Origin of the sequence: Methylovirgula ligni, assembly GCF_004135935.1 — a bacterium.
Taxonomy (GTDB): Bacteria; Pseudomonadota; Alphaproteobacteria; order Rhizobiales; family Beijerinckiaceae; genus Methylovirgula; species Methylovirgula ligni.
Genome location: NZ_CP025086.1, coordinates 1,538,892 through 1,562,185 on the forward strand (window position 1 = coordinate 1,538,892; position 23,294 = coordinate 1,562,185).

21 protein-coding genes are annotated in these 23,294 nt (G+C 63.3%); 11 read left to right on the plus strand and 10 right to left on the minus strand.

The window, feature by feature from the left end:
• The first annotated feature begins 131 nt into the window (after positions 1–131).
• Positions 132–560, plus strand: coding sequence for a DoxX family protein (locus CWB41_RS07400; RefSeq protein WP_115835464.1), 429 nt, complete (start codon positions 132–134; stop codon positions 558–560).
• Here the strand turns inward: CWB41_RS07400 and CWB41_RS07405 are convergent.
• Genes CWB41_RS07405 through CWB41_RS07425 form a run of 5 tightly spaced genes read right to left on the minus strand, consistent with a single transcriptional unit; the run spans position 557 to position 4,414 of the window.
• Entirely contained in the window at positions 557–1,546 is a 990-nt protein-coding gene (locus tag CWB41_RS07405; protein WP_115834882.1) for a glutathione S-transferase family protein, read from the minus strand. The genes CWB41_RS07400 and CWB41_RS07405 overlap by 4 nt on opposite strands.
• Positions 1,539–2,594, minus strand: coding sequence for an LLM class flavin-dependent oxidoreductase (locus CWB41_RS07410; RefSeq protein ID WP_115834881.1), 1,056 nt, complete (start codon positions 2,592–2,594; stop codon positions 1,539–1,541). The genes CWB41_RS07405 and CWB41_RS07410 overlap by 8 nt, the downstream gene beginning before the upstream one ends.
• A gap of 28 nt (positions 2,595–2,622) precedes the next feature.
• Positions 2,623–3,198: a YceI family protein gene (locus tag CWB41_RS07415; protein ID WP_115834880.1), complete on the minus strand. Its 576-nt coding sequence runs from the start codon at positions 3,196–3,198 to the stop codon at positions 2,623–2,625.
• Complete coding sequence (locus CWB41_RS07420) at positions 3,195–3,797, minus strand: cytochrome b (protein WP_115834879.1); 603 nt, start codon at positions 3,795–3,797, stop codon at positions 3,195–3,197. The genes CWB41_RS07415 and CWB41_RS07420 overlap by 4 nt, the downstream gene beginning before the upstream one ends.
• Positions 3,798–3,799: 2 nt before the next feature.
• On the minus strand, positions 3,800–4,414 hold the full coding sequence (locus CWB41_RS07425) for a YceI family protein (protein ID WP_115835463.1): 615 nt from the start codon (positions 4,412–4,414) through the stop codon (positions 3,800–3,802).
• A gap of 155 nt (positions 4,415–4,569) precedes the next feature.
• Between CWB41_RS07425 and CWB41_RS07430 the strand changes: the two genes are divergently transcribed.
• Entirely contained in the window at positions 4,570–5,508 is a 939-nt protein-coding gene (locus CWB41_RS07430; RefSeq protein WP_115834878.1) for a LysR family transcriptional regulator, read from the plus strand.
• On the opposite strand, the gene CWB41_RS07435 is transcribed toward CWB41_RS07430, so the two are convergent.
• Positions 5,471–6,028 carry a flavin reductase family protein gene (locus tag CWB41_RS07435; protein ID WP_115834877.1) on the minus strand — a complete coding sequence of 186 codons (558 nt, stop codon included), beginning with the start codon at positions 6,026–6,028 and terminating at the stop codon, positions 5,471–5,473. The two genes, CWB41_RS07430 and CWB41_RS07435, sit on opposite strands and share 38 nt — an antisense overlap.
• Before the next feature lie 49 nt (positions 6,029–6,077).
• On the opposite strand from CWB41_RS07435, the gene CWB41_RS07440 reads away from it, so the two are divergent.
• The gene (locus CWB41_RS07440) at positions 6,078–6,689 is read left to right on the plus strand and encodes a DsbA family protein (protein ID WP_115834876.1); all 612 of its coding nucleotides are present in this window, start codon (positions 6,078–6,080) and stop codon (positions 6,687–6,689) included.
• 46 nt (positions 6,690–6,735) lie between these two features.
• On the opposite strand, the gene CWB41_RS07445 is transcribed toward CWB41_RS07440, so the two are convergent.
• Both CWB41_RS07445 and CWB41_RS07450 read right to left on the minus strand, forming a co-directional pair.
• The gene (locus CWB41_RS07445; RefSeq protein ID WP_115834875.1) at positions 6,736–8,688 is read right to left on the minus strand and encodes a putative bifunctional diguanylate cyclase/phosphodiesterase; all 1,953 of its coding nucleotides are present in this window, start codon (positions 8,686–8,688) and stop codon (positions 6,736–6,738) included.
• Positions 8,689–8,807: 119 nt separating this feature from the next.
• Entirely contained in the window at positions 8,808–9,794 is a 987-nt protein-coding gene (locus tag CWB41_RS07450) for an enoyl-CoA hydratase-related protein (RefSeq protein WP_115834874.1), read from the minus strand.
• Between the two features lie 367 nt (positions 9,795–10,161).
• Here CWB41_RS07450 and CWB41_RS07455 point away from each other — a divergent pair, with 367 nt between their 5' ends.
• From CWB41_RS07455 to CWB41_RS07485, 7 genes are all read left to right on the plus strand, one after another.
• Positions 10,162–11,409 carry a flavin monoamine oxidase family protein gene (locus CWB41_RS07455; protein ID WP_115834873.1) on the plus strand — a complete coding sequence of 416 codons (1,248 nt, stop codon included), beginning with the start codon at positions 10,162–10,164 and terminating at the stop codon, positions 11,407–11,409.
• An 83-nt stretch (positions 11,410–11,492) separates the two neighbouring features.
• Positions 11,493–12,269, plus strand: a complete 777-nt coding sequence (locus CWB41_RS07460; protein ID WP_115834872.1) for a bestrophin-like domain — start codon at positions 11,493–11,495, stop codon at positions 12,267–12,269.
• A 184-nt stretch (positions 12,270–12,453) separates the two neighbouring features.
• On the plus strand, positions 12,454–15,159 hold the full coding sequence (locus CWB41_RS07465) for a DUF2610 domain-containing protein (RefSeq protein ID WP_115834871.1): 2,706 nt from the start codon (positions 12,454–12,456) through the stop codon (positions 15,157–15,159).
• 80 nt (positions 15,160–15,239) lie between these two features.
• Positions 15,240–16,397: a hypothetical protein gene (locus CWB41_RS07470; protein WP_115834870.1), complete on the plus strand. Its 1,158-nt coding sequence runs from the start codon at positions 15,240–15,242 to the stop codon at positions 16,395–16,397.
• A gap of 128 nt (positions 16,398–16,525) precedes the next feature.
• Positions 16,526–17,656 (plus strand): YXWGXW repeat-containing protein, encoded by a 1,131-nt coding sequence (locus tag CWB41_RS07475; RefSeq protein WP_115834869.1) that lies wholly within the window; start codon positions 16,526–16,528, stop codon positions 17,654–17,656.
• Positions 17,657–17,760: 104 nt separating this feature from the next.
• Positions 17,761–18,636 carry an aldo/keto reductase gene (locus tag CWB41_RS07480; RefSeq protein WP_115834868.1) on the plus strand — a complete coding sequence of 292 codons (876 nt, stop codon included), beginning with the start codon at positions 17,761–17,763 and terminating at the stop codon, positions 18,634–18,636.
• Between the two features lie 273 nt (positions 18,637–18,909).
• Positions 18,910–20,358, plus strand: a complete 1,449-nt coding sequence (locus tag CWB41_RS07485; RefSeq protein WP_165204131.1) for an undecaprenyl-phosphate glucose phosphotransferase — start codon at positions 18,910–18,912, stop codon at positions 20,356–20,358.
• Between the two features lie 40 nt (positions 20,359–20,398).
• On the opposite strand, the gene CWB41_RS07490 is transcribed toward CWB41_RS07485, so the two are convergent.
• Both CWB41_RS07490 and CWB41_RS07495 read right to left on the minus strand, forming a co-directional pair.
• On the minus strand, positions 20,399–20,959 hold the full coding sequence (locus tag CWB41_RS07490; protein ID WP_115834866.1) for an LbetaH domain-containing protein: 561 nt from the start codon (positions 20,957–20,959) through the stop codon (positions 20,399–20,401).
• Entirely contained in the window at positions 20,956–22,113 is a 1,158-nt protein-coding gene (locus tag CWB41_RS07495) for a glycosyltransferase (protein WP_165204134.1), read from the minus strand. The genes CWB41_RS07490 and CWB41_RS07495 overlap by 4 nt, the downstream gene beginning before the upstream one ends.
• An 82-nt stretch (positions 22,114–22,195) precedes the next feature.
• Between CWB41_RS07495 and CWB41_RS07500 the strand changes: the two genes are divergently transcribed.
• Positions 22,196–23,218, plus strand: coding sequence for a hypothetical protein (locus CWB41_RS07500; protein ID WP_115834864.1), 1,023 nt, complete (start codon positions 22,196–22,198; stop codon positions 23,216–23,218).
• Positions 23,219–23,294 lie beyond the last annotated feature (76 nt).

Below are 23,294 nucleotides of genomic sequence, written 5' to 3' on the forward strand. Positions count from 1 at the left end.
TGAAAGTCTCCAAAGTAGTTATAGATAATATTTATGAACTCGCCTCGGCCCGGAATGCCAGAACCGTGCTATCCGGGCAAGATTAAGAGGATGGCCCTGCTTTGGGGGCGGTCAACAGGGAAGGCGAGATCATGCGCGGGACGTTCGGCGCCGAGACTGTGAGAGACGGGGTTTTGCTTGTCGCGCGGATTTTCCTGGCGCTGCTGTTCGTGGTGTTCGGCTGGGAAAAGCTAACCGGCTTCGCCGGAACGGTCGCTTATTTCTCGCACGGCGGCGTTCCGCTGCCGTTTCTTGCCGCCGTCATCGCGGTCGTGGCGGAATTTTTCGGCGGCCTCGCCATCGCCATTGGTCTATTCACGAGGCCGGTCGCGCTTTTGCTCGCCCTTTACACGCTCGGCACGGCGATCCTCGGCCATCATTTCTGGAATATGTCCGGCGCGGCGCGGATGGAGAACGAGATCAACTTCCTCAAAAACATCGGACTCATCGGCGGGTTTTTGCTTCTCTATCTCACCGGCGCCGGCCGATATTCCGTCGACGACAAGATCAACGTCTTCTAACCCGCCTCACGACGCGCATCGCGAAACGTGACCGGCGCGTCGAAGTCGCGGTCGGGACCGATCGGCACGATGCCGCTCGGGTTGATCCAGCGATGGCTCATGTAATAGTGCCGCTTGATGTGCAGAAAATCGACCGTCGGCTTTATGTCGGGGTGCTGGTAAAGCCGCCGCGTAAAAGCCCAGAGCGCCGGATAGTCGATCAAGGCGCGGCGGTTGCATTTGAAATGGCCGAAATAGACCGCGTCGAAACGCACGAGCGTCGTGAAGGTGCGGATGTCGGCCTCGGTCAATTGATCGCCGACGAGATAATCGTGACGCGCAAGGCGCCGTTCGAGCCAGTCGAGCGTCGCGAACACCCGCTCCGCGGCGTCTTCGTAGGCCTCCTGCCGCTGGGCGAAGCCCGCCATATAGACGCCGTTGTTGAGGCCGGGATAAACGCGCGCGTTGACTGCGTCGATCTCGGCACGGAGCGGTTCGGGATAATAGTCGCCGGGTCGCGCGCCCAGATGATCGAAGGCCGAATTGAACATCCGGATGATCTCGGCGGATTCGTTCGAGACGATCGTCTTCGTTGCTCTGTCCCAGAGCACCGGCACGGTCACGCGGCTCGTGCAATGCGGATCGGCGAGGAGATAGATGTCACGCAGCCTGTCGCAGCCGTTGACGCTGTCGGGGATGACGCTTTCGCCCGGCACGAAGGTCCAGCCGTCGTCGGCCATCAGCCAGTTGACGACAGAGACGGAGATCATGCCCGCGAGCGCCTTCAGATTGCGCAGGATGAGCGTGCGGTGCGCCCAGGGGCAGGCGAGCGAGACGTAAAGATGATAGCGTCCGGCCTCGGCCTTGAAGCCGCGTTTGCCCGGCGGGGCCGTGCCATCAGCCGTCACCCAATCGCGAAAAATGGAGGGCGGCCGGTGCAGGACGCCATCCTTGAGAACGCTCTCCATTGCGTTCGTCACCCAGATGCCGTCGATCAATTCACCCATGCGCGTCCTCGCTCTGCGCAGCGGCGGCCCGCACGCGCGGCGCGACCTCGGTGCCGAGCAATTCGATCGAGCGCGTCATCACTTTATGATCGAGCGCCGCGACGCTCATCTGGAACGTGACGCGCGCGATGCCGCCGAGCACCGCGCTCGCTTTCAATATTTTCTCCGCGACAGAGGCCGGATCGCCGATCAGATAAGCTCCGTGCGGGCCGGTCATCGCCTCGAATTGCGCGCGGGAGGGGGGCGACCAGCCGCGCTCGCGGCCGATAGTGCCGAACATGGTCAGCCAGCCGGGAAAGAACACGTCTTTGGCCTGCTGTGCTGTCTCGGCGACGAAGCCGATCGCGTGAAGGCCGACTTGCAGCGTCTCTGGCGCATGGCCAGCGCGGCGCCCCGCCTCGCGATAGAGATCGACCAGCGGACGGAAGCGGCGGAACTCGCCGCCGATGATCGCGACCATCAAGGGCAGGCCAAGAGTCCCGGCGCGGGCGAAGGATTCCGGCGTGCCGCCGACGCCGACCCAGATCGGCAGCTTTTCCTGCACGGGGCGCGGATAAATTCCCTGACCATTAAGCGATGGCCGGAAGCGGCCCGACCATGTGACGTCGGTGGATTCGCGCAGCTTCAGCAAGAGATCGAGCTTTTCGACGAACAGATCGTCGTAATCCTCGAACTTATACCCGAAGAGAGGATAGGCTTCGCCGAATGAGCCGCGCCCGACGATGATCTCGGCTCGCCCCTGCGAGATCAGATCGAGGGTGGCGAATTCCTGGAAGACGCGCACGGGATCGGCGGCGCTGAGAACCGTCACCGCGCTGCCGAGGCGGATGCTTTTCGTGCGCGCCGCGGCTGCGGCGAGAATCACGGCCGGCGCCGAATCGAGAAATTCCGGCCGATGGTGTTCGCCGATGCCGAACACGTCGAGGCCGACGCGGTCCGCCACCTCGATCTCGTCAATGAGATCGGCCATGCGGGCGGCAGCCGACGCGGGCTTGCCCGTTGCGGGGTCCGGAAGATTGGCCGCAAAACTGTCGATGCCGATGTCCACGCCTGTCTCCTGCCTTAGATGAAGCCGGTCATTTGGCGCGCGCGGCGACGATATCGATATCGATGCCGACCTCCAGCGCGACATAATCGGCCGTGGCCCATTGGCCCTGGCCGATGCCGAAGGCGGTGCGGATGAGTGTCGCGTGGCCCTTCGCGTGCGCGCTTGTACCATTCACATCAAGCGTGAAGGGAAGCGTCAACGGATGGCTGATGCCGCGCATGGTAAGCGTGCCGATGGCCTCATAACTGCCGTCGGGCTTCTTGCGGATACTATCCGAGGCGAAGCTCGCCTGCGGAAAATGGGCGATGTCGAACCAGTCGTCGCCGGGCAGCGCCGTGTCGCGCTGGGTGTCGCCGGTCGTGGCGCTCGAAAGGTCGACCGTCACCTTGATATGCGAGGCTTCGGGGTGCGCGGGATCGAAGGCGATTGCCGCGTTGTAACGTGCGAAAGCGCCCTGGAAGGGCTGGCCGGTTTGCGTGCCGGAAAAGCCGAGCCGGCTCTTGGTGAAATCGACCGTCCAATTGGGAACGTCAGCGGCGCAAGCGCAGGTGGCGGTGGCAAGGAGTATCGCGGCGAGAGTGGCCGCCCATACCGGCTTTATCATTGCGAAGGTTTCCTGTTCGCGCCGCGCGGGCTTCGCCCGGGCAGGATGCGCGTCAAGATATCGTCGTGGAGAAGGAAGTGATGCCGCAGCGCCGCCGCGGCGTGGAGCGTGACGAGCGCGATCAGCGCCCAGGCGAGATAGGCATGGGTGCGCGTCAGAACGTGCTCGACCGGCGCCTTGTTATGCAGCGTCGAAAGGATCGGCAGATGCGGCCAGGGGATGATTCCATAAAGCACGGTCGGGATATTGAGCACGGCGGCCGAGACCAGCGCCCAGCCGGTGAGAGGCAGAACGAACAGCGCGGCGTAAAGCAACAGATGGGTTGCTTCCGCCGCCTTGCGCTCGACTGGCGGCATTGAAGCGGGTAAGGCGGGCGGCGGATGCGCGAGCCGCCAGGCCAGCCGCAGAAAAGCCGCGAGCAGGATGGTGATGCCGATCGATTTATGGAGCTGGTAGAGCTTGAAGAGCGCGAGAGGCTGCAGCTTCACATGCGCCATGGTCAGGCCGATCACGACGAGGGCAAGAATGCCCAGCGCCATGATCCAGTGAAGGAAGACGGCAACCGCCGTATAGCGGTTGCCGGGTTGCGCAGATGCCATGATTATTGCTGAAGCTCGAATGCCCCCGCGATCGTCAGATGAACATCATCGCCGATATAGGGCACATAGGCGCTGACGCCGAACTGGCTGCGCTTGATCGTGCCGCTCGCTGCAAAGCCCACTGTATAGGCTTTGTCGATCGGGTTGATGCCCGCGCCGACGAGATGCGCCTTCAATGTGATCGGCTTCGTCACGCCGTGCAGCGTCAAGGTGCCGGAGATGAGGGCGCTGGCGGTGCCGGCGAGCGTGATCTTGGTCGATTTGAACTCCGCCGTCGGATATTTGGCCGCGTCGAACCACTTTGCGCCCTTCAGCTCGCCGGTAAGCTTCGGCACGGTCGTCAGCACGGAATCGACCGGGATCGTCACGTCGAGTTGATCTGCGGCCGGATTGGCGGGATCGAGCTTCAGCGCCCCGGAGGCGCCGGAGAAGAAGCCGGAAAATTCGCTCAGCCCGAAATGTGAGAGCGTGAAGGTGACCTGGGTGTGATAGGGCTCGACCTTATAAGTGCCGGCCTTGACCGTCGCCGGGTCGCGCGAGGGCGCCTGCGCCGAGGCTGCGCCGGCGAAGACCAGCGCCGCGCTCAGCGCGGACGCGGTGAGAAAATGCGAATTCATTGAGTGACTCCTGAAGGCCCCGCGGGAATAAAAGGGCGGCATGCCGCGCCGCCGGAGCATATCCGCCGGAGCCGCCAGCCCCCTCCTCACAAATTGCTGTCCATTTGAATAGACGCTATATTTCGATCTTATCCATCGCAATCTACGATAGTTATATGCTGGACGCCGTATCGCTCGATCAACTCAGGGTCTTTATCTGCGCCGTGGAGGAAGGCAGTTTCTCCGCCGCGGCGCGCAAGCTGCGCCGGGCGCAATCGGCTGTCAGCGAAATGGTGAGCGCGCTGGAAGCGCAGATCGGCGTCCCGCTCTTCGATCGCGGCGGCCGTTATCCCAAGCTCACCGGCGCCGGTGCGGTTCTGCTTGCCGATGCGCGCGGCATCGTCTCCGGCGTCGATTTCATGAAGGCGCGCGCCAAGGGCATGTCGGCGGGCCTGGAGCCGGAGCTTTCGGCCGTGGTCGATGTCTTCTTCCCGATGGAGGCACTGACCTCGGCGGCGAAGGAGTTTCGCGAGCGATTTCCCGGCACGCCGCTGCGGCTTTATGTCGAGGCGCTCGGCGGCGTATTCCAGCCGCTGCTCGATGGCCGCGCCAGCCTCGGCATCGCCGGGCCGCTGCCGCAGATACCGGCCGCGGTTACGCCGGAGCGTCTGTCGGACGTCGGCCTCGTCATGGTCGCGGCGCGCGAGCATCCGCTGGCGGCGTTTGAGGGGCCGATTCCGAAATCGGAGCTGGCGCGGCACGTCCAGCTTGTCCTGACCGACCGCTCGGAGCTTTCCGCCGGCCGCGAATACGGCGTCGTCTCGCCCGCGACCTGGCGGCTCTCGGATCTTTTCGCCAAACACGCCTTTCTCCTCAACGGCCTCGGCTTTGGCGGCATGCCGCTGCATACGGTGAAACCCGACATCGACAGCGGCAAGCTCGTCGTGCTGAAAATCGAGGATATGCCGGCCGGCGGCCTGATGTTGCCGATGTATGCCGTCTATCTTACCGCCGCGCCGCCGGGCCCCGCCGGGCGCTGGCTGATCGAGCGGCTGAAGCTCTGTCCAAGTGCGCTCCTCAAAGCGGAACCTGAAACTGCTTCCACTGGACCATGAGGTCCTTGAGATCGAGCACGCGGCCATCGGCAGTAAACGTGCCATCGCCATTGTGATGCAGGGTGCGGCGTTCCTTGCGCGTGCGGTCGATCCAGATCGCCACCGCTTCAAGAACGAAGAGATTGTATTTGCCGACAAGCGACGTGTCGGCGACGCGGCATTCGATATTGGCGAGGCATTCGGCAACCAGAGGCGCGCCGACTTCGGCGGCGGGCAGGGGCGTCAGCCTGAATTTCTTGAATTTGTCGGTTTCGGCGCCGGAACAATTGCCGATCTTGACCACCTTGCGGGCGAGATCGACCGTCGGCACGGCGATGACGCATTCGCCGGTCTCGCGGAGCGCCTTATAGCTGTGGTCCCACGGGCCGATGATGCAGCCGATCAGCGGCGGCGCATGCTGGATCATCATATGAAAGCCCATCGTCATGATGTTCGGTATAGAGTCATGCCGCGTCGTCACCAGAACGATCGGTCCGGCTTCGAGCAGACGATAGGCCTTGGTGGGTGCAATTCGATCCATGCCTTAATCTTCACTGACGTCTTGACGCGCGAATCTGCTACGGAAAATCATGTCACGAAATTCAGTCAGACTGACGCTGCTCGTTATCGCATTTCTCGTTGCGGCGGCTTCATCCGCCGGCGCGCAGGCGAACCTCGTCGAAAGCATTCTGGGCGATCCGGCCGCGCCGGTCGCCGGCGATCCGCATGGCGATGTCACCATCGTCGCCTTTCTCGACTACAATTGCCCCTATTGCCGCCGCGCGACGCCGATGCTCGACCGGTTCGTCGCCAGCGACCGGCATGTCAAGCTCATCTATAAGGATTGGCCGATCCTCGCGCCATCGTCCATCGTCGCGGCGAAGGTGGCGCTGGCGGCGAATTATCAAGGCAAATATCAGATCGCGCATGATGCGTTGATGGCGATCAAGCTCAGTCCCGCGACCCAGGCCTCGATCAAGCAGGCGATGGAGACGGCGGGGATTGATCTTACGCAATTGAACAAGGATCTCGCGGCGCATAACGCGGAGATCAGCGCCCTGCTGCAACGGAATATCGAGCAGGCGAACGCGCTGCATCTGCAGGGCACGCCGGTCTATCTCATCGGTCCCTATCTGATCGCCGGCGCGATCGATGAAGCCGGATTGAAGAAGCTCGTGACGAAATTGCGTGACGCAAAATAGCTCTTCGCGGCCGGCATCAACTCGCAAGACTGCAGCTTGCAAGACTTCAGCTTGCGAGACTCATGCGGCGGGCATCGCTCGCGGGCTTTGAGAGCTTGAGCAGGAGTTCGGCCTCGGGGAGCGGCCTAGAGAAGAGATAGCCCTGGCCCTGCGTCGGGCCAAGCATGCGGACGAAGGATTCCTGCTCGGCCGTCTCGATCCCCTCGACAACGATTTCCAGCGACAGATCCTTGGCAATCTGGGTGATCGCCTTGATGATCGCGGACGAAGCGGTATTGACGTAAAGGCTGTCGGTGAATTTCTTGTCGATCTTGATGGTCGAGAACGGAAAATCCTGGATATACGACAGCGACGAATAGCCGGTGCCGAAATCGTCGAGCACCAGTTTGGTGCCCATGCCCGCCAGAATGTCGAGCGTCTTGTGTGTCGAAGGCGTATTCGCGAGCAGGAGCGTCTCGGTGATTTCGAGATGCAGCCGCCGCGCCGCCAGCCCGGTCCGTTGCAAGGCGGAGCGGACCGCGCCAATCAGCAATTCGGGCTGATTAAACTGGACCGGCGAGAGATTGACCGCCACGGCGATATCGTCCGGCAGCTTCAAAGCAATTTGGCAGGCGGCTTCGAGGATTTGCTCGCCGATCTCGACAATCGCCATCGTCTCTTCGCTGACGGGGATGAAGGCGCCGGGCGGGAGCAAGCCGCGCGTCGGATGATTCCATCGCAGCAAGGCTTCGACGGCGACCACTTTCTTCGACGCGAGCTCGTAGATCGGCTGATAGTGGAGAACGAATTCGTGCCGGTCGACCGCGAGCTGAACCTCGTTGCGCAAGGTACGCTGCGCATGGATATCGCTTTCCATCTGCGGTGCAAAAATACGGTATGTCCTGCCGCCCGCGCGCTTGGCCTCGTAGAGCGCGATGTCAGCCTTCTTGATGATATCGCCGGCGAGAAGCCCGTTGTCCGGAAAGACCGCCGCGCCGATACTTGCCGTCGGCGCGAAAACCTTGCCCTCGACGCTCACCGGCTGCGCCAGGGTCGCGGCAATGCGCCGGACGATGTGCTCTATTTCGACAATCTCCGTGCAGCCGAGCTTGATGAGAAATTCGTCGCCGCCAAAGCGGGCGATGAGATCGCCGGCGCGGGTGACGGCGCGCAGGCGGCGCGACACTTCGACGATCACCGCGTCGCCCGCGGTATGGCCCATCGTATCGTTGATCTCCTTGAAGCGATCGAGATCGAGATAGAGGATGGCGAATTTCTTCTGCGGGTCGGTGGCGATAACTTGCGAAACCTGCTCGCTGAACGTGTGACGGTTCATCAGGCCCGTCAGCTTGTCGAACATGGCGAGATGCCGCGTCGCCTTGTCGGCATTGTAGACGGCGATGACGTTCTGCTGCAGCGAAAAGGTCACGAAGACGGTCGCGAGCATCGTCCCGATCAAGAGCAGCACCGCGACATTGCCATAGGTGCTGCGCATCAGTGCATAGCCGACGATCATCGGGCAGATGGTCAACATGACTTGCGTGACGACGATATGCGGGCGGCCGGCATTGCGGGCGACGACGCCCATCGCGTAGCCGACCGCCGCGCCGGCGGCGACGGCATGCGTTCCGGTCGAAGCGGGGTGCCGGATGAGAGCGTAGCAGGTCAGCCCGAAGGCGGTGGTGAAGAGCGCGGAATAAATGAAAAAGAGCCGGTCGTAATAGGCGCCGTCGGCGCGTGTGACCAGCTTATCCCGATGGCGGACAAAGCTGTGGTAGACCGACGTCCGCCCAATCCCCGTGGCGAGCATCGCGGCCGCGAGGAGCAGATAGAGCTTGTCTCTGGTCAACAGGTAGCCGGCCGCGGCGACCGCCATGCCGAGGATATTCGCCGAATTGAGCGATGACTGCGACGTGAACAGCGAACCGACGAGATGGTTGTAAAGCTCGGCATCGCGCCGCGAGTGCCGCCAGATCTGCGCCCGTCGCCAAATTCGCCAGCGGATATCCTTGAGAATCATTCCGGCCACAAGCACTTAGTCAGGGTAAAAGCCTTCAAGTCCACCCTGCACATAGAATCGTTGACCGGATGTTGCGCGTTATTCTTAAATTTTAGACCAAGTTGTAGCGGTCGAGAATCCTACTCAGCGGCAGGAACGGCGGGAACTCTGACCTGGGCTGTTTCGACGCGGCCTTGCTTGGCCATGCCGTAGATGTGCTGCAGCATCCGGTCCTGACCGACGCTGATTCGCTGCAGACGCGAAATCTCCATCGGGGACAACCTCAGCATGTGGTCCGTCCAGGCGGCAGCGAGCGCAACGAGCTCATTGCGAAACTCTTCGGCCCGGCGGCGATGGAAGGCTTCGTAGAGGCCCAGCCGCGCGGCATGCATCGGCATCGTCTCGCTCGCATATTTGCGCAGCCAAGCCTCGCCCTGGCCCGAGGCAGCGGTGGCATCCAGCGCACCCAGGGCCTCGAATTCCGCGGCGGTAAATTCCGCGCCCGTCGAGAGAAGCCTGTGCGCGGCCCTTGTGCCGATGCGCTGCGAGAGAACCGCCACCGAAGCGACCGGGAAATGGTTGAATTTGACCTCTGGATAGCTGAACGAGGTCTGCTCCTCGGCGATCACCAGATTGCAAGACAGCGGCGCGTCGATGCCGCCGCCTATGCCCTTGCCCTCGATCGTCGCCATCGTGATCGCGGTTCCCGAGAGGCTGGTGGCATTGCCCAGGACGCCTTCGATCGAGAGTCGCGCATGTTCCTGCAGGGCGGCGCGGTCGCCCCGACCGATGCAGTCGAGGTAAAAATCGAGATCGCCGCCAAAGGTGAAAATGGGCCCCTTGGCGCGGTAGGCGAAGAATCGGATGGGCGAGCGCTCATAATCCTCCCCGCCCCAAAGCGCGACGATGGCTTTTTGCAGACGCGAAACGCTATCGACGAGGCCGAGGGTAAAGACGGGCTTCGGCTCCGGCGCAATCGTCACCCAGAGGGTTTTGATCGGCGGCTCGTACTCGAGCTTGAGCTGCGGAAGGGACCCCGCCTCGTGACGGATTTCACCGATCACCTCAGCTGAGGAAACCTCGATGTCCTTGGGACGCGTAATCGAATGGACGGAGTGCGTTAACACGGCACAAATCCGATTCTTCCACGCCGATACTCATCGGCACTCCAATAAGTTGGGCTCGAAGTAACGATTTGTAAACCATAACTGGAATCATTTGATCGGTTTTTCGATAAGCTTTGACTCCTTCAACACGCCAAGGAACGGGCTCGCCTCGGCTGAGGTAAAGGCCGCGGAAGGATCAGTTGCGAGGGCGGCGAGATCGCAAAGCTCGGACTTTGCATGGTCGGGTTCGACCACGATGCGGGAAAATGACGCGGGTCTGTCATGCGATCTTCGCGGAGCTACGGCATGCGCGCTTCGGCCATCAGGCGCTTGATTTGCAAATTCGCGCGTCCTGCTAAACCCAAGCCGGGACGGCGCAGAGGGATTCATGATGCCTGATAGTTTTGATGTTGCGATCGTCGGTGCGGGCGCGGCGGGATTGGCGGCAGCGCTTGCACTGACACGCGCCGGCCGGAGCATCGTCGTGCTGGAAGCTCGCACACGTCCCGGAGGCCGCGCTTTCACTTTTGCGGCGCAGGGCGGCTTTCCGCTCGACGCCGGCTGCGGCTGGGTGCATTCCGCAGATCGCAATGTGCTGGCGCCGCTCATCGAGGCGGCAGGCTTCGTATTCGAAAAGCATTCGGCGAATTGGGGGCGCCAATCCGGCGACCAGGGGTTCAGCGCCACCGAGCAGAAGGAATTCGCCGAAGCCTTCGAGGCTTTCGATGCGCGGCTTGCCGCCGCCGCCTTGAAGGGAATCGATTCTCCGGCCTCGGATTATTTCGAACCCGGCACCCGCTGGAACAACCTGATCGACGCGGTCAGTTCCTATTATAATGGCGCGGAGTTCGATCGGGTCTCGGTGCTCGACTATGATGCCTATGTCGATACGGGTGTGAATTGGCGGGTCAGGGAGGGGTATGGCGCGGCCATCGCGGCCGTGGCTGCCTCCATCGCGCCGCGCTTCGAGTGCGCGGTGACGGCGATCGATCATCGTCATGTGCCGGTGCGCCTCGAAACCCAGCAGGGCCTGGTATCGGCGCGCGCGGTGATCGTCACCGTGCCGACCAATCTCCTCGCCAAGGAGCGGATAGCCTTCTCGCCGCCTCTGCCGGACAAGGCCGAGGCCGCGGCGGGCCTGCGGCTTGGGACGGCGGAGAAAGCCTTCTTCCTCTTGGCGCAGCCGGAGGAATTTCCGGTCGAGGGTCATCTCTTCGGCCGCATCGATCAGACCGCGACGGGTTCCTATCACACCCGGCCTTTCGGCCGTCCCTATGTCGAAGCGTTTATTGGTGGCCGCAACGCCGAGGATTTAATCCGCGAAGGCGAGGGCGCACTCGGCGCCTTCGCGCTCGATGAATTGAGCGCGCTCATCGGCTCCGCCTTCCGCCGGCGTGCGACGCCGATCGCCGAGACCGGCTGGGCGCGCGATCCCTGGGTGCTCGGCTCCTATTCGCATGCGCTGCCGGGGCACGCCGGGGCGCGGGCGGCGCTTGCCGCGTCGGTGGCGGAGCGGCTTTTCTTCGCCGGTGAGGCGACGCACCCGTCCTTCTTTTCGACTGTGCATGGCGCGTGGGAAACCGGCCTGCGCGCCGCGGAGGAAGCGTTGGCCGTCCTGCCCTCGCTGGCGCTTTGACAGATACCCGGCGTCAGTCTTGGATAAGTTCAGATAGATAGCCTCTCCCAACACCTCGCATGACGAACGCGCTCGACTGAACCATGAATTACTTCACCGCATTCCTCATCGTTGCCGGAGCCGGCCTCGCGGCCGCCGGGGCGGCGCTGCTCGTCCAGAAATTTGTCGAGGCCGACTGGCGGCGCGAGCACCATGACGTCGGCGCGACGGTCTTCCTGCAGCTCGGGGTTATCTTCGCCGTTCTTCTGGCCTTCGTCTTCAGCGAGTCCTGGACCGAATATAACGAAGCCTCGGCGGCGATCGATCTCGAGGTCGGCGCCCTGCACGGCGCGGCGATGATCGCGGCGACTTTGCCACCGGCGCAGGCGAAAGACATCCTGACCAAGACAAAGGCCTACCTGGACAGCGTCGTGCAAGACGAATGGCCGGTGATGGCGACGCAGCGCGGCGAGGATCTCGCGACCGATCGGAAATTGCAGGCGTTAATCCAGGCCGTCGCCAACCTCAACGCAGACGATTCGACCGCACGCGAAAAGAAAACGGAAATTCTTTCTCTGCTGACCCAAGCGCACGCGCAGCGCGAAATGCGGATCTTTCAAGCCGACAGCGGCATTCCAGGAGTGCTTTGGACGGTGCTGATCGGGTTTGAACTGATCCTGGCGGCCTTCGTCGTCCTTTCCGGCCTGCGCTATCGGGCGTCGGCGGCAATGGTCGCGGGCATTTTCACGACCGCGGTGACAAGTATTCTCGTCGTCGCGCGGCTGCTCGATTATCCGTTTGAAGGGGCTTTGGCCTTGCACGCGACGGATTTTGTCTCCGTCGTCAGTAAAGTCACGCGGCTGATCACGCCGATCGGCTGACGGGGCGACGCGGCAGCAAAGCGCTGGCGTTGCCGTATCGGCGCGCGCGTGGCGAAGCTTTGCAGTTCCGGGCGACGATATTACGCCAAAATAGCTTGCAATATATTGGCACAGCGCCCGCCAGACCCTTGCGCCGTGAGGCGCGACGCGCAAACTGCTGCCGGCGCGGCGTAAGGGGTTTTGAATGGTGCAAGTGCGAACGGCCGGGGTTCTCGCAGCGCTGGCAATTATGGGGTCTCTAGTTTTGCTTGCGGCAACGGGCGCGCAGGCGGAAACGCGTCGCGCCTTCGTACTCGGCATTCAACGTTACGGCGATCCGGACATCCAGAATCTGACGCGCGCGGATAATGACGCCGCCGATATTGCCTCTGATCTTCAGGAGGTCGGATTCGACAAGAAGAACATCACGCTCGCGACCGATGTGCGGACGCGGGACGAGTTCGACAAGAAGTTTCAGGCGTTCCTGAAGACGGTCGACGAAGGCGACGATGTCTTCTTCTTCTTCTCCGGCCACGGCACGGGCATCGAGGCAAGCAATAAGAATTATCTACTGCTGGGAAGTTTGAAGAGCCTCAAGACCTATACGCGGGCGCGCTTGCTCGATGCCGACCGCCGCGACGATATCATCGCGCTGAAGATGCCGGCGTTCGAGAGCCAGTATGACGCCGACGAAATTCCCAAAGACGGGGTTTCCGTTGCCGATATCATCCACGCGATCGCCGGCAGGAAACCCGCCGCGGCATTCGTCGTTCTCGACGCCTGCCGCTCGCTGCCGCCAGCGACCGCGGATATCCGCACGCTCAAGCGCAGCGCCACTTCCGGCAGCCGGCTCTTGCCGAACGATGACCTGCCGACCGGCTTCCTCACGCTCTATTCCGCCTCATATGGCGAAACCGCGATCGAGAGCTTCGGCCCGACCGACAAGCGCAGAAACTCGCTCTTCACCGAGGTTTTGCGCCAGGAGATGCAGCGGCCCGGCCAAACCCTGCCGCAACTGGCGGAGCGCGCACGGCTGGTCGTGCGTGCCTACGCGGCAAAGGGCGGCTTCGAGCAGGATCCGGAATATTTCGACAATCTCGCGGCGGCGGATGATTTCACCCTTGTCGGCTCTGTCGGTGCCGAACGCTTCCCGCTGCCGCAACAGCAGTGCGAAGGCGCGCAGCAGGATTGGGAGCAGATCAGCCAGCAGCCGGCGCGCGAAACGCTTGAGCGCCATCGGCGCCGGTTTCAGGATTGCCCGACCGCCGAGCTGGCCCGCCGCGCCCTCGTCGATCTCATCAGTTCGCCGGTCGGCAGTTCGTTCACCGCGACGCCGCTCGACCGCAATATCGATGATTGCGATCGCCTCGCCGCCGCCGATATCGACAACGCGCGGCCGCCGGAGGTGCCGGGCGTGTCGCTCGGCAAGCTCGATTTCGACGCGGCCATTCCGGCCTGCCAGAAGTCGATCGCCCGCAATCCACGGCTCGCGCGTTTCCTCTATGATTACGGGCGCGCGCAACAGGCGGCGGCCAATTCCATGCGCCCGGACGATCCGGCGCGCCAGCAGACGCTGCTGGGAGCATATGCAGCGTTCAAGGACGCTGCCGATCGCGGCTATATCGCGTCGCTCTACAGTCTGGCGACGGTCTTCGATTACGCGGAGGCCCGCAATCCGGACCAGACTCAGGATCAGGCGAACAAGGATCTGACCAAGGCGGCCGACCAGGGCTTTCCCGCAGCTATGTATGAGCTTGGCCTGCGCTACAAGAAGGGCCTGTTCGGCATCCAGCCCGATTTCGCCGAGGCCTATGATTGGATGGGCAAGGCGGCAGAGGCCGGTTCCGTTGCGGCGATGGTCGATGTCGCTGAATCGCTTTGGTACGGGCAGGGCGTCAGTCCCGACCCGCGCCGCGCCGTCGAATGGGCGGAGCGCGCCGCCGACGCTGGCTCGGTCGATGCGAAGGTCGATCTCGGGCTGTTTTATTTCTACGGCTACAAGATCGTCGACGACAACGGCGATATCGACGATGCCAAGAGCGTGCTCTCGGACGATTCGCGCGCGCTTCTCTGGTTCGGCCGTGCCGCACTCGCCAGCAATGCGCGGGCGCAATACAATCTCGCCATCATGATGGAAGCGGGCGACGGCTTGCCGATTCCGCAACCCGAAATCGCGGCGCGCTATTATCGTCTTGCCGCACATGGCGGCTTCGAGGATGCGGAGATCGACCTCGCCGAACGGCTGCGTTCCGGGCGCATTCTCACGAGTCCGGAAAACGGCGCGAACGAAGCCGTTGATTTGCTGCGGCGCGCGCTCAGCCAGGGTTCGGCCCGCGGCGCCACGTATCTCGCCGAAATTTACCGCAACGGCGAATTCGGCGTGATGAAAGACCCGCTGAAGGCGATGCAATACGCCTATCAGGCGATAAAGCTTTCGGCCGAGGCCGATCCCACGACAGAAGACGGCAATCCCTTCTTCGAGGCCGACGCCGGCATTCTGCTCGCCGAGATGGCCGTCAACGGGCAGGCGAACGATATCAACGGCCGGCCGTTGCTGGATGAGGACGAGGTCGACCGGCTGCAGAAATTCTACGGCACGATCAATCCCGATATTGGCAAGGTCGAGGTCCGCAAGCTGGAGGTGCCGCTGGGCTGCAACGGCTATTACAGCCGTCATGCCACGCTCTGGGTGTGGGACTGGGGCCGCCGCGTCTCGCCGACAGAACCGCAATTCCGCAGCATCGAGCGGCAGACGGGCTGTTACGACAATGCAACGCTGCGGCGCACTTTGATCGCCAGTTTCCTGCTGGCGAAAAAAACCAAGGTTCCCTTTGCTGATCTCATCTATCAACAGATCAAGGAAGCGCGCGATACGGTCGATGGCGATACGGCAGCCGGACGCCACGATTGAGGACGGCGGGTGGCGTTGCGATTGTCGCCATAATGAGCAAGATAATGGATCAGCGCGCTTGCGCGGGTGGGGAGAATTGCATGGCCGTTCTGCGTGCTCATCTGTTGCGAAGCTCGCGCCTCGCCACCGTTTGCGCGTTTGCCTTGAGCAGCTTCATTGCCGTCACGCCCGCGCGGGCGCAATTCGGGCTGGATACGTTCCTTCATCAATTGTTTTTCGGAAATAGCAACACCCACCACAAGCCGCATCATCCACATCATCATCGCCCGGACAGCGACGAGGACGACAGCGCCCTCTCCGATTTTCCGGATGATGAGGAGACGCGCGAACTCGCCAAGCTTGCGCCGCCGGCACGCGAACAGCTTGCTCTGCTTAAGAATGTCAATGCCAGCGACTCCCTCGGCGCGGTCGGCTCGTCCGACGCGGGCTCGGGCAATACGGCGATTGACGAGGCCGATCGCGACTATACGACCATGGTCGATCAACTCATGCAGACGCTCAAGTTGAAGCTCAGTGATTCCGGCCACCAGGGCGATGTCACCGAGACGGCCGTGCTCGATGCGCTGACGGAAGCCATCCTGCAGGCCAAGCTGGAGCGGTTCGAAACGTTCATCGGCGAGAATTGGTCGGCGGAGCGGCTGCGCGGCATGATCATCAAGCGCGTCACCGACGAGATCGGCGGCCTGTTCGAGGGCAATAATCGCGGCGCGGTGTCGATGGCCGATCTCAATTCCATGATCAAGAAGTCCGCCCGCGAGGTCTACGCGCGTCTGTTCGAAACCTCCGAATTGCTCGCCGCCAACCGCAGCGCGACCTTGTTCATGCAGCGGCTCTATCAGGCGCGCGGCGATCTCGTGAAGGGCGATGTCCGGGAGGATACGGAGGACTTGCTGCAAAAAGCCTCGTCGGAAGGCGTCGCGCATTTCCAATATGTCTTCAGCCGCGCCGATCATCCTTACACACTGATCTATCGCACGCAGCGCATTATTTTCGATTGCCTGTCCGACAATGTGGAATCGATCGCGGGATCGGGGAGCGGCAATTCCTCCATCGCGGCGATCGAGGCGCGGCTCATCGACACCGAGCGCAAGCAGTGCACCAAATGGGTTCTTAATCAGATGCTCGGCGTGGACGGCGGCGTGAGGCCGCAGGTGCCGCTGCCGCTCCGCGTCATCTGGACGGCGGATGGCCCGAAGGAAGACCCGAGCATGTACGGGCACGCCTCGGATCAGAGTTGAGCTGACAGGCAAAGCTTTCATCAAAACGCAATTGCCAAGCGCCGCACGGCCGCGCCGCAGGCGACGCATTCTCGTCGCACTCACTTGTCATCTCTGCGGGATCGGCAATGCCTGCATGAGGAGTTTTGATGCGCGCCGTTTCCTTTGCTCTCGCCACAACATTTCTGGTTACTGTTTCTCCTTTCGATTTGAGCTATGCGCAATCGACGGATTGCGCCGTCACCGGGATCAGTGCCGAAGAGGCGCCGCCGCCGCTGCCCGAATACGATCAACCGCCCATTCCCGCCCCCGGCTATATCTGGACGCCCGGCTATTGGGCCTGGAACAACGTCGATTATTATTGGGTGCCGGGTAGCTGGGCGGAGCCGCCGGAGGCGGAGCTTCTCTGGACGCCGCCCTACTGGGGCTTCGCCAACGGCGCTTATGTGTTCCATCGCGGTTATTGGGGCCCGCGCGTCGGTTTCTACGGCGGCGTCGATTACGGCTACGGTTATGGCGGCCGCGGCTTCGAGGGCGGCCGTTGGGATCATGGCGCCTTCTATTACAATCGCGCGGTGACGAACCTCCGCGGCGCGACCATCACCAACGTCTACGAGAAAAACGTCGTCATCAGCAACAGGGATCGGATCAGCTACAACGGCGGCCGGGGCGGCCTGACGTTGCGGCCGACGGCGGAGGAAGAAGCCGCGGCGCGCGAGCCGCATCGCCCGCCGACGCAGTGGCAGACCCAGCATGTCCGCGCCGCCAGCGTGGACAGCACCGGTTTCGCCTCGACCAATCACGGCCATCCGGCCCACGGGGCGACGGCGCGGCCTATCGGCCTGGAGGGCAAGCCGGGCCATGAGGGTGCTCCGGGCGCACCGGAGGCTCCGGCCGGAACGCCGGGGCATACGCCACATGAACTGCACGCGCCGCTCGCGGGCGAGCACAATCCGCCGAAGCACGACAGGCTGGAGCCGGGAGCGCATAATCTGCCCGCCGAAGGCGGCAAACCCGTCCGCGAAAAGCCGCTTGAGCATAGGCTCGAGACCCCGGCCGTTGGCGGCCACAATCCGCATGTGCACCAGCACGTCGAACCGGGTGCCGGCGCGATGCGCATGGAGGCCGCTCCGGTACATCGCGAGGCGCCGCATCACGAAGCGCCGACCCGTATTGAAGCGCCGCCACATCGCGAGGATTCCCCGCGCCATGAAGCGCCCGGCGGCCGTCCGCCAGGGCATGAAGGCCATGAGGGCAGCAAACGCCCCGGCGATCGGTAGAGGCTCGCAAAAGCGTGTCCCGCCGCGTTGGCGGCGGGACTGGTAAACCCGCGCCGCAGCTCTAGCTAAGAGGGCGGACCATTCTTCAGCAGGGCGAGACACACATGGCAGACGTTGACGCAGGCAGATCGGGAACATTCGCCATTGGCGGCGAGGTCAAGATTCACCGGCTCGGATTCGGAGCGATGCGCATCACCGGCGCGGGGATCTGGGGGCCGCCGGCTGATCGCGCCGAGGCTTTGCGCACCTTGCGGCGGCTGCCCGAGATCGGCGTCAATTTCATCGATACCGCGGATTCCTACGGCCCGGATGTTTCGGAAGAGCTGATCCACGAGGCGCTCTATCCCTACAAGGGCCTGTTCATCGCGACCAAGGCGGGGTTCACACGTTCTGGCCCCAATAGCTGGACGCCGCATGGCGCGCCCGATTACCTGCGCGCGCAGGCGCTCAAGAGTCTCAAGAAGCTCGGCGTCGAGCGGATCGACCTTTGGCAGTTGCACCGGATCGACCCGAAAGTGCCGCGCGAAGCGCAATTCGCGCTGGTCCGGGCGCTGCTCGACGAAGGCATCATTGCCCACGCCGGCCTGAGTGAAGTCTCCGTCGCCGACATCAAGGCGGCGCAGAAAGTCTTCAAGGTCGCCACCGTTCAGAACCGTTACAATCTGGTCGAGCGCGGCAGCGAGGATGTCCTCGACTATTGCGAGGCCGAGGGGATCGGCTTCATCCCCTGGTTTCCCCTCGCGGCCGGCAAACTCACCGAAAGCGGTTCGGTGCTCGAAGAAATCGCCAAGACGCATGGCCACGCGCCCAGCCAAGTGGCGCTCGCCTGGCTGCTGAAACGCAGCCCCGTCATGCTGCCTATTCCCGGCACGTCGAAGGTGGCTCACCTCGAGGAGAACGTCGCGGCGGCGTCCATCACGCTGTCGGACGCGGAGTTCGCGGCGCTCGATCGCGCCGGCAAGGCGGCGAGCGCGGCCTAGCTGTTACCTCTGGCAGTTGCGCCGATGCGCCCGGCTTGCCCATGCGAGCCGGGCTTTCTTCGTTGGAATTTACCATCGCTTCGGCGGGCGCTCCGGCGCGCCTGAGCGTGGCCTGATCGTTGCTTCTTAGTTTTCAAAATTTTGGAAATTTCTCTGGGCTACGGCTCCGTACAGCCGCCGTTCATGCAGGAAGGAATAGACATTTCTCACCAGAGGGGAACCTCCCGCTCCTCTCCGAATTTCCCCTACGATTTATGCGTGGTGTGTGAGTTCATGGACCAGATTGTACGCATCGCCAGCCCTGCGAAAACTTCTTGGGTCTCCCGCCGTCTGACCATTTCCTATTACACGGTTGCCGCTTTTGTCGGCGCGATCGATGGCGTTTTGATCGTCCTATCCAGCATTTTCGCCGACTGGTTCTATAATGTCCTCGTCCGTCACGATATCGAGCAGGTCGATATCGCGCTCGGCATCGGCTTCTGCGGCGGCCTCGGCTACATCCTCCTCGCCAAGGCGCTCGGCCTCTACTCCATGCAGGTCACGCTCAACCCGCAGAAGAACATCTCCAAGATCGTGTTCGTCTGGGCGACGGTCCTGTTCTCACTGACCGCGGTGCTCTTCCTGCTCCGCGTCGGGACGATCTTCTCCCGCGGCACGATCATCATCTTCGCTCTGACGGAACTCGCCGTTCTGCTCGGCTCGCGGCCCTTCTCCGCGCGGCTTCTGCGCTCGGTCATCGCCCAGGGTGGTATCGTCGGCCGCCGCGCCGTGATCGTCGGCGAACCGGCCGAGCTTGGCCACCTCAGTTCCAAGAACCTGCTGCATCACTTCGGCCTCAAGGAACTGGCGCGGGTGACCATCGCCGGCGCCGGCGAAATGACAGCCGGCGGGGTTGATACCGCCGCGCTTGATCTCGCCATCGACGTCGCCCGCCGCCACCGGGCCGACGAACTGGTCATCGCCGTCGACTGGCGCCGGACCGAAGTGATCGAGAAGATCAAGGAGCGCTTCCGCGCCTCGCCGCTGGCCGTGCGCTTGCTGCCGGACCGGACCGTGCGCGGGACGCTCGACCAGCCCGAATTCGCGCCGGACACCATGCTCTCGGTGGAATTGCAGCGTGCCCCGCTCAACGCGGCCGAGCGCTTCATCAAGCGCGCCTTCGATGCGGTGTTGGCAAGCCTTGCCGCCGCCGCGCTGGCGCCGCTGCTGCTGATCGTCGCCATCGCCATCAAGCTCGACAGCAAGGGCCCGGTGCTCTTCCGCCAGCAGCGGACCGGCTTCGATGGCGAGAAATTCCACATCTACAAGTTCCGCACGATGAACGTGATGGAAGACGGCCCGGTCGTCACTCAGGCGGCGCGCGGCGACCGCCGCGTCACCCGGGTCGGGGCCCTGCTGCGCCGGACGAGCATCGACGAGCTGCCGCAGCTCTTCAACGTCATCAAGGGCGACATGTCGCTCATCGGGCCGCGCCCGCACGCTCTGGCTCATGACGATCATTACGGCCGGCTGATCGCCACCTATGCTTTCCGCCATCACGTCAAGCCGGGCATGAGCGGCTGGGCGCAGGTCAATGGCCAGCGCGGCGAGACGGCGCGGGTCGAAGATATGCGCAAGCGCGTCGATCTCGACCTTTGGTACATCAACAATTGGTCGCTGACTCTGGACCTCAAGATCATCCTGAGCACCTGCCTCGAGATCACTCGCCAGCAGGCTTATTGAGTTCCGTTCTATTCGTATCTCGCGAGGGACCGGCGCGCCTTTAAAAGCGTGGCCGGTCCTTCAGCTTTTTTGCAGGGTTGCCGGCATAGACCGCCCAGGGCTCGATATCGCGGAAGGCGACGCCCCGCGCGCCGAGCACAGCACCCTCGCCGATGCTGACCCCCGGCCCGACAAAAGCTTCCGCCGCCACCCAGGCCTGCGCGCCGATCGCGATCGGCTTGGCGATCAATTGGAAATTCGGGTCGTTGATGTCGTGCGTGCCGGCGCAGAGATGCGCGCCCTGGGAGACGACCGCCTTCGCGCCGATCGTGATCGGCGCCTGATTGTAGCAATTGACGCCGGGGCCGAGCAGCGCGTGCGCGTCCATGATGAGGTTCGGCGGATACCAGACCCGCGTCTTGCCATAGACCCGGGCCGTCGGATGGATCTGCGCACCGAAGAGGCGCAGCAGCGCCGTCCGCCAGCCAAAGAGCGGCGGCGGCGTCCAGGCCGCGAGCGTCGCCCACGCGACCTGCCAGAGAGCGCGAGAGGCCCGGTTGGCGAGGCTGAAGCTCGCGCCGCCTTCGAGTGGCTTGGATTTCCGTGCGTCGAGAATGCTCATGGCCCGCTCATATACTCCCCGGCGGCCAGCCGATGATAGAGCGCCGCCCATTGCGCCGCGATGGCTTGCGGCGAAAACCGGCTCTGCGCCAGCGCGTGTGCCACCGCCGACATCGCCTGCCAATCGGCGGCCGGCAGGGCGAACGCGCGGCGCAACGTGGCGGCAATGCTCGCGGAATCCACCCCGGTCTCCAACGCCGCGCCCTGGGCGAAGCCTTCCGGCAGATTACAGGCCGCCGACATGAGGCTGGGCGTTGCGGCGGCCCAGGCCTCGAGAACGGCCATAGGCAGCCCCTCGCTCAAGGAGGGCAGAACCATGAAACGGGCTTCGCGCAGCAGCTTCTGCTTCTGCTCCCCATAGACCGGGCCAAGGAAAGCAATGCCGGGATCGGCGAGCGCCGCGAACCTGGCTTGCAAAGCTGCGACATGCGCCGGCTCGCCCCAGCCGGCAATGGCAAGCCGGTAGCCAGCCTCCGAGGCTTGCGCCGCGCTCCAGGCCTCGACGAGCGCCTCCAAATTCTTCTTCGGGTGAATGCGGCCGATGTAGAGCACGAGCGGCGCGCGTGGCGCGGGCGGCGCCGTGTCGGCGGCGACATAGTTCGGCACGACGGCGATGCGCGACTTCTCCGTGCCGGTCTCTCGCGCAATATCCCGCGCCTCCGCCTCCGTCAGGGCGTGGAAGAGGCTGGCGTCGCGCCAGCTCCGCCGCTCATAGCCGACACGGGCGAGCGCCTTTTTCCAGCGCCCGCGCGCCGTGATCCAGGGATCGAGCATGCCGTGCGGCGAAATCAGATAGGGCCGCTTGGTCGCTTCCGCCCAACCCGCGCCGCAAAGCGAGACATATTGCCAAATCCCATGCAGATGCAGGATATCGAGATCCGCGGCGCGGATCAGCGGCAGAAGGCCCGGTGCATAATCGAAGGCGGCCGGGCCACGGCTCGGCACGCTGACAAGCTCAACGGTGCCGAGGCGCTTTTTGTCCTCGGCGGTGAATTCGTCCGCGGCGCCGAAGACGATCGGCGTGATGCCGCCATGCGCCTTCAAGGCCTGCGCCTGCGCCACCACGGCTTCGAAGACGCCGCCGCCGAGGCGCGAGGCGCGCGCGGTCAGGAGGCCGAGGCGCAGCACCCGCTGGTTCTTTTCGTCGCCCGTCATTTCACCATACCTGCAACGTGGTGTATCCCAGAGCGCGCGCCAGCGCATAATCTAGAACAATATCGAATTGGCTGAACGGAAGATGAGCGCCACCAATTATGTGTCAACCTGGATGTATGTCGAATCGCCGAAGGAGGGCGGCCTCTATCCGCAAGTCGGCGGGCTGACGACGAGCCAGGCGACACAAAACATCTATTGGCGCTGCGTCTACACTTTCTTCTGGAGCGCCCATGCCTTTCTCAAGAAGGACGGCGTGAAATTCCTGCTGTTCACCAATATTGCGCAGCTTCCCGTCGTCGACGGCATAGACCTCAACACGGCGCTCGCCGATTTCGGCGTCGAGCTTGTCACCCTGCGCTACACTTGGGCGCCCGCGGGCTCGCGTCGGCCGTGGTTCAATCAATATTTCCTGTTCGACATTCTCGACTATGGCGCGGCGCGGCTCGCTGCGGACGATACGTTGCTCGTGATGGACAATGATTGTCTCGTCGTCGGCGATCTTTCGGCGGCCTTCGATCTCGCGCGCCGTGACGGCGCCCTGCTCATCACCGTCGATGTCAGCGAGGACGAGGATGCCAACGGCCTTTCCCGCCGGCAGGCGATAGATGTCTATGCCGAGATTGGTCACGAGCGCCCGGCGCAGCCGCCCGAATATTTCGGCGGTGAATTCTACGGCATCAGCGGCGCGCTGCTGGCGCGGCTCATGCCGCTCGCGCGCGAGATACGGTTGCGCAACGACGCTCTGGCGGCGACGGGCAATCGCTATTTCTCCGATGAAGCGCATTTCTTCAGCTTCCTGATGTGGCAACTGGGGTTGAGAGCGCCGAACGCCAACCATATCGCCCGGCGCATCTGGACGACCTGGAAGCTGAACAATACGCGCGACGCCGATTTGCGCCTGCCGGTCTGGCATCTGCCATCCGAAAAGACCTATGGCTTCGCCGATCTCTTCGCGCGGCTCGCGGCGCCCAAAGCGATCCCGGCCGATCCCGCGCGGCTGCAGGCACGGCTCGCGCGGATCATGGGCGTCGGGCGCAAAAGTCCGCGTAAATTCGTCGGTCATTTCCTGCGGGCGGCGCGGCGGCGGTTGCGCCGCCGAACGTGACTTGGCGTGACCTGGTCCGGCGTGACTTGCGCGCGCCTTTGGCTTATGCAGCGGCGCGGACGCTGGGCACATTCGG

Coding starts and splice junctions, on each gene's coding strand:
- CWB41_RS07400 (WP_115835464.1), top strand. CDS start 132: ATGCGCGGGACGTTCGGCGCCGAGACTGTGAGAGACGGGGTTTTGCTT.
- CWB41_RS07405 (WP_115834882.1), bottom strand. CDS start 1,546: ATGGGTGAATTGATCGACGGCATCTGGGTGACGAACGCAATGGAGAGC.
- CWB41_RS07415 (WP_115834880.1), bottom strand. CDS start 3,198: ATGATAAAGCCGGTATGGGCGGCCACTCTCGCCGCGATACTCCTTGCC.
- CWB41_RS07420 (WP_115834879.1), bottom strand. CDS start 3,797: ATGGCATCTGCGCAACCCGGCAACCGCTATACGGCGGTTGCCGTCTTC.
- CWB41_RS07425 (WP_115835463.1), bottom strand. CDS start 4,414: ATGAATTCGCATTTTCTCACCGCGTCCGCGCTGAGCGCGGCGCTGGTC.
- CWB41_RS07430 (WP_115834878.1), top strand. CDS start 4,570: ATGCTGGACGCCGTATCGCTCGATCAACTCAGGGTCTTTATCTGCGCC.
- CWB41_RS07435 (WP_115834877.1), bottom strand. CDS start 6,028: ATGGATCGAATTGCACCCACCAAGGCCTATCGTCTGCTCGAAGCCGGA.
- CWB41_RS07440 (WP_115834876.1), top strand. CDS start 6,078: ATGTCACGAAATTCAGTCAGACTGACGCTGCTCGTTATCGCATTTCTC.
- CWB41_RS07445 (WP_115834875.1), bottom strand. CDS start 8,688: ATGATTCTCAAGGATATCCGCTGGCGAATTTGGCGACGGGCGCAGATC.
- CWB41_RS07455 (WP_115834873.1), top strand. CDS start 10,162: ATGATGCCTGATAGTTTTGATGTTGCGATCGTCGGTGCGGGCGCGGCG.
- CWB41_RS07460 (WP_115834872.1), top strand. CDS start 11,493: ATGAATTACTTCACCGCATTCCTCATCGTTGCCGGAGCCGGCCTCGCG.
- CWB41_RS07465 (WP_115834871.1), top strand. CDS start 12,454: ATGGTGCAAGTGCGAACGGCCGGGGTTCTCGCAGCGCTGGCAATTATG.
- CWB41_RS07470 (WP_115834870.1), top strand. CDS start 15,240: ATGGCCGTTCTGCGTGCTCATCTGTTGCGAAGCTCGCGCCTCGCCACC.
- CWB41_RS07475 (WP_115834869.1), top strand. CDS start 16,526: ATGCGCGCCGTTTCCTTTGCTCTCGCCACAACATTTCTGGTTACTGTT.
- CWB41_RS07480 (WP_115834868.1), top strand. CDS start 17,761: ATGGCAGACGTTGACGCAGGCAGATCGGGAACATTCGCCATTGGCGGC.
- CWB41_RS07485 (WP_165204131.1), top strand. CDS start 18,910: ATGGACCAGATTGTACGCATCGCCAGCCCTGCGAAAACTTCTTGGGTC.
- CWB41_RS07490 (WP_115834866.1), bottom strand. CDS start 20,959: ATGAGCATTCTCGACGCACGGAAATCCAAGCCACTCGAAGGCGGCGCG.
- CWB41_RS07495 (WP_165204134.1), bottom strand. CDS start 22,113: ATGACGGGCGACGAAAAGAACCAGCGGGTGCTGCGCCTCGGCCTCCTG.
- CWB41_RS07500 (WP_115834864.1), top strand. CDS start 22,196: ATGAGCGCCACCAATTATGTGTCAACCTGGATGTATGTCGAATCGCCG.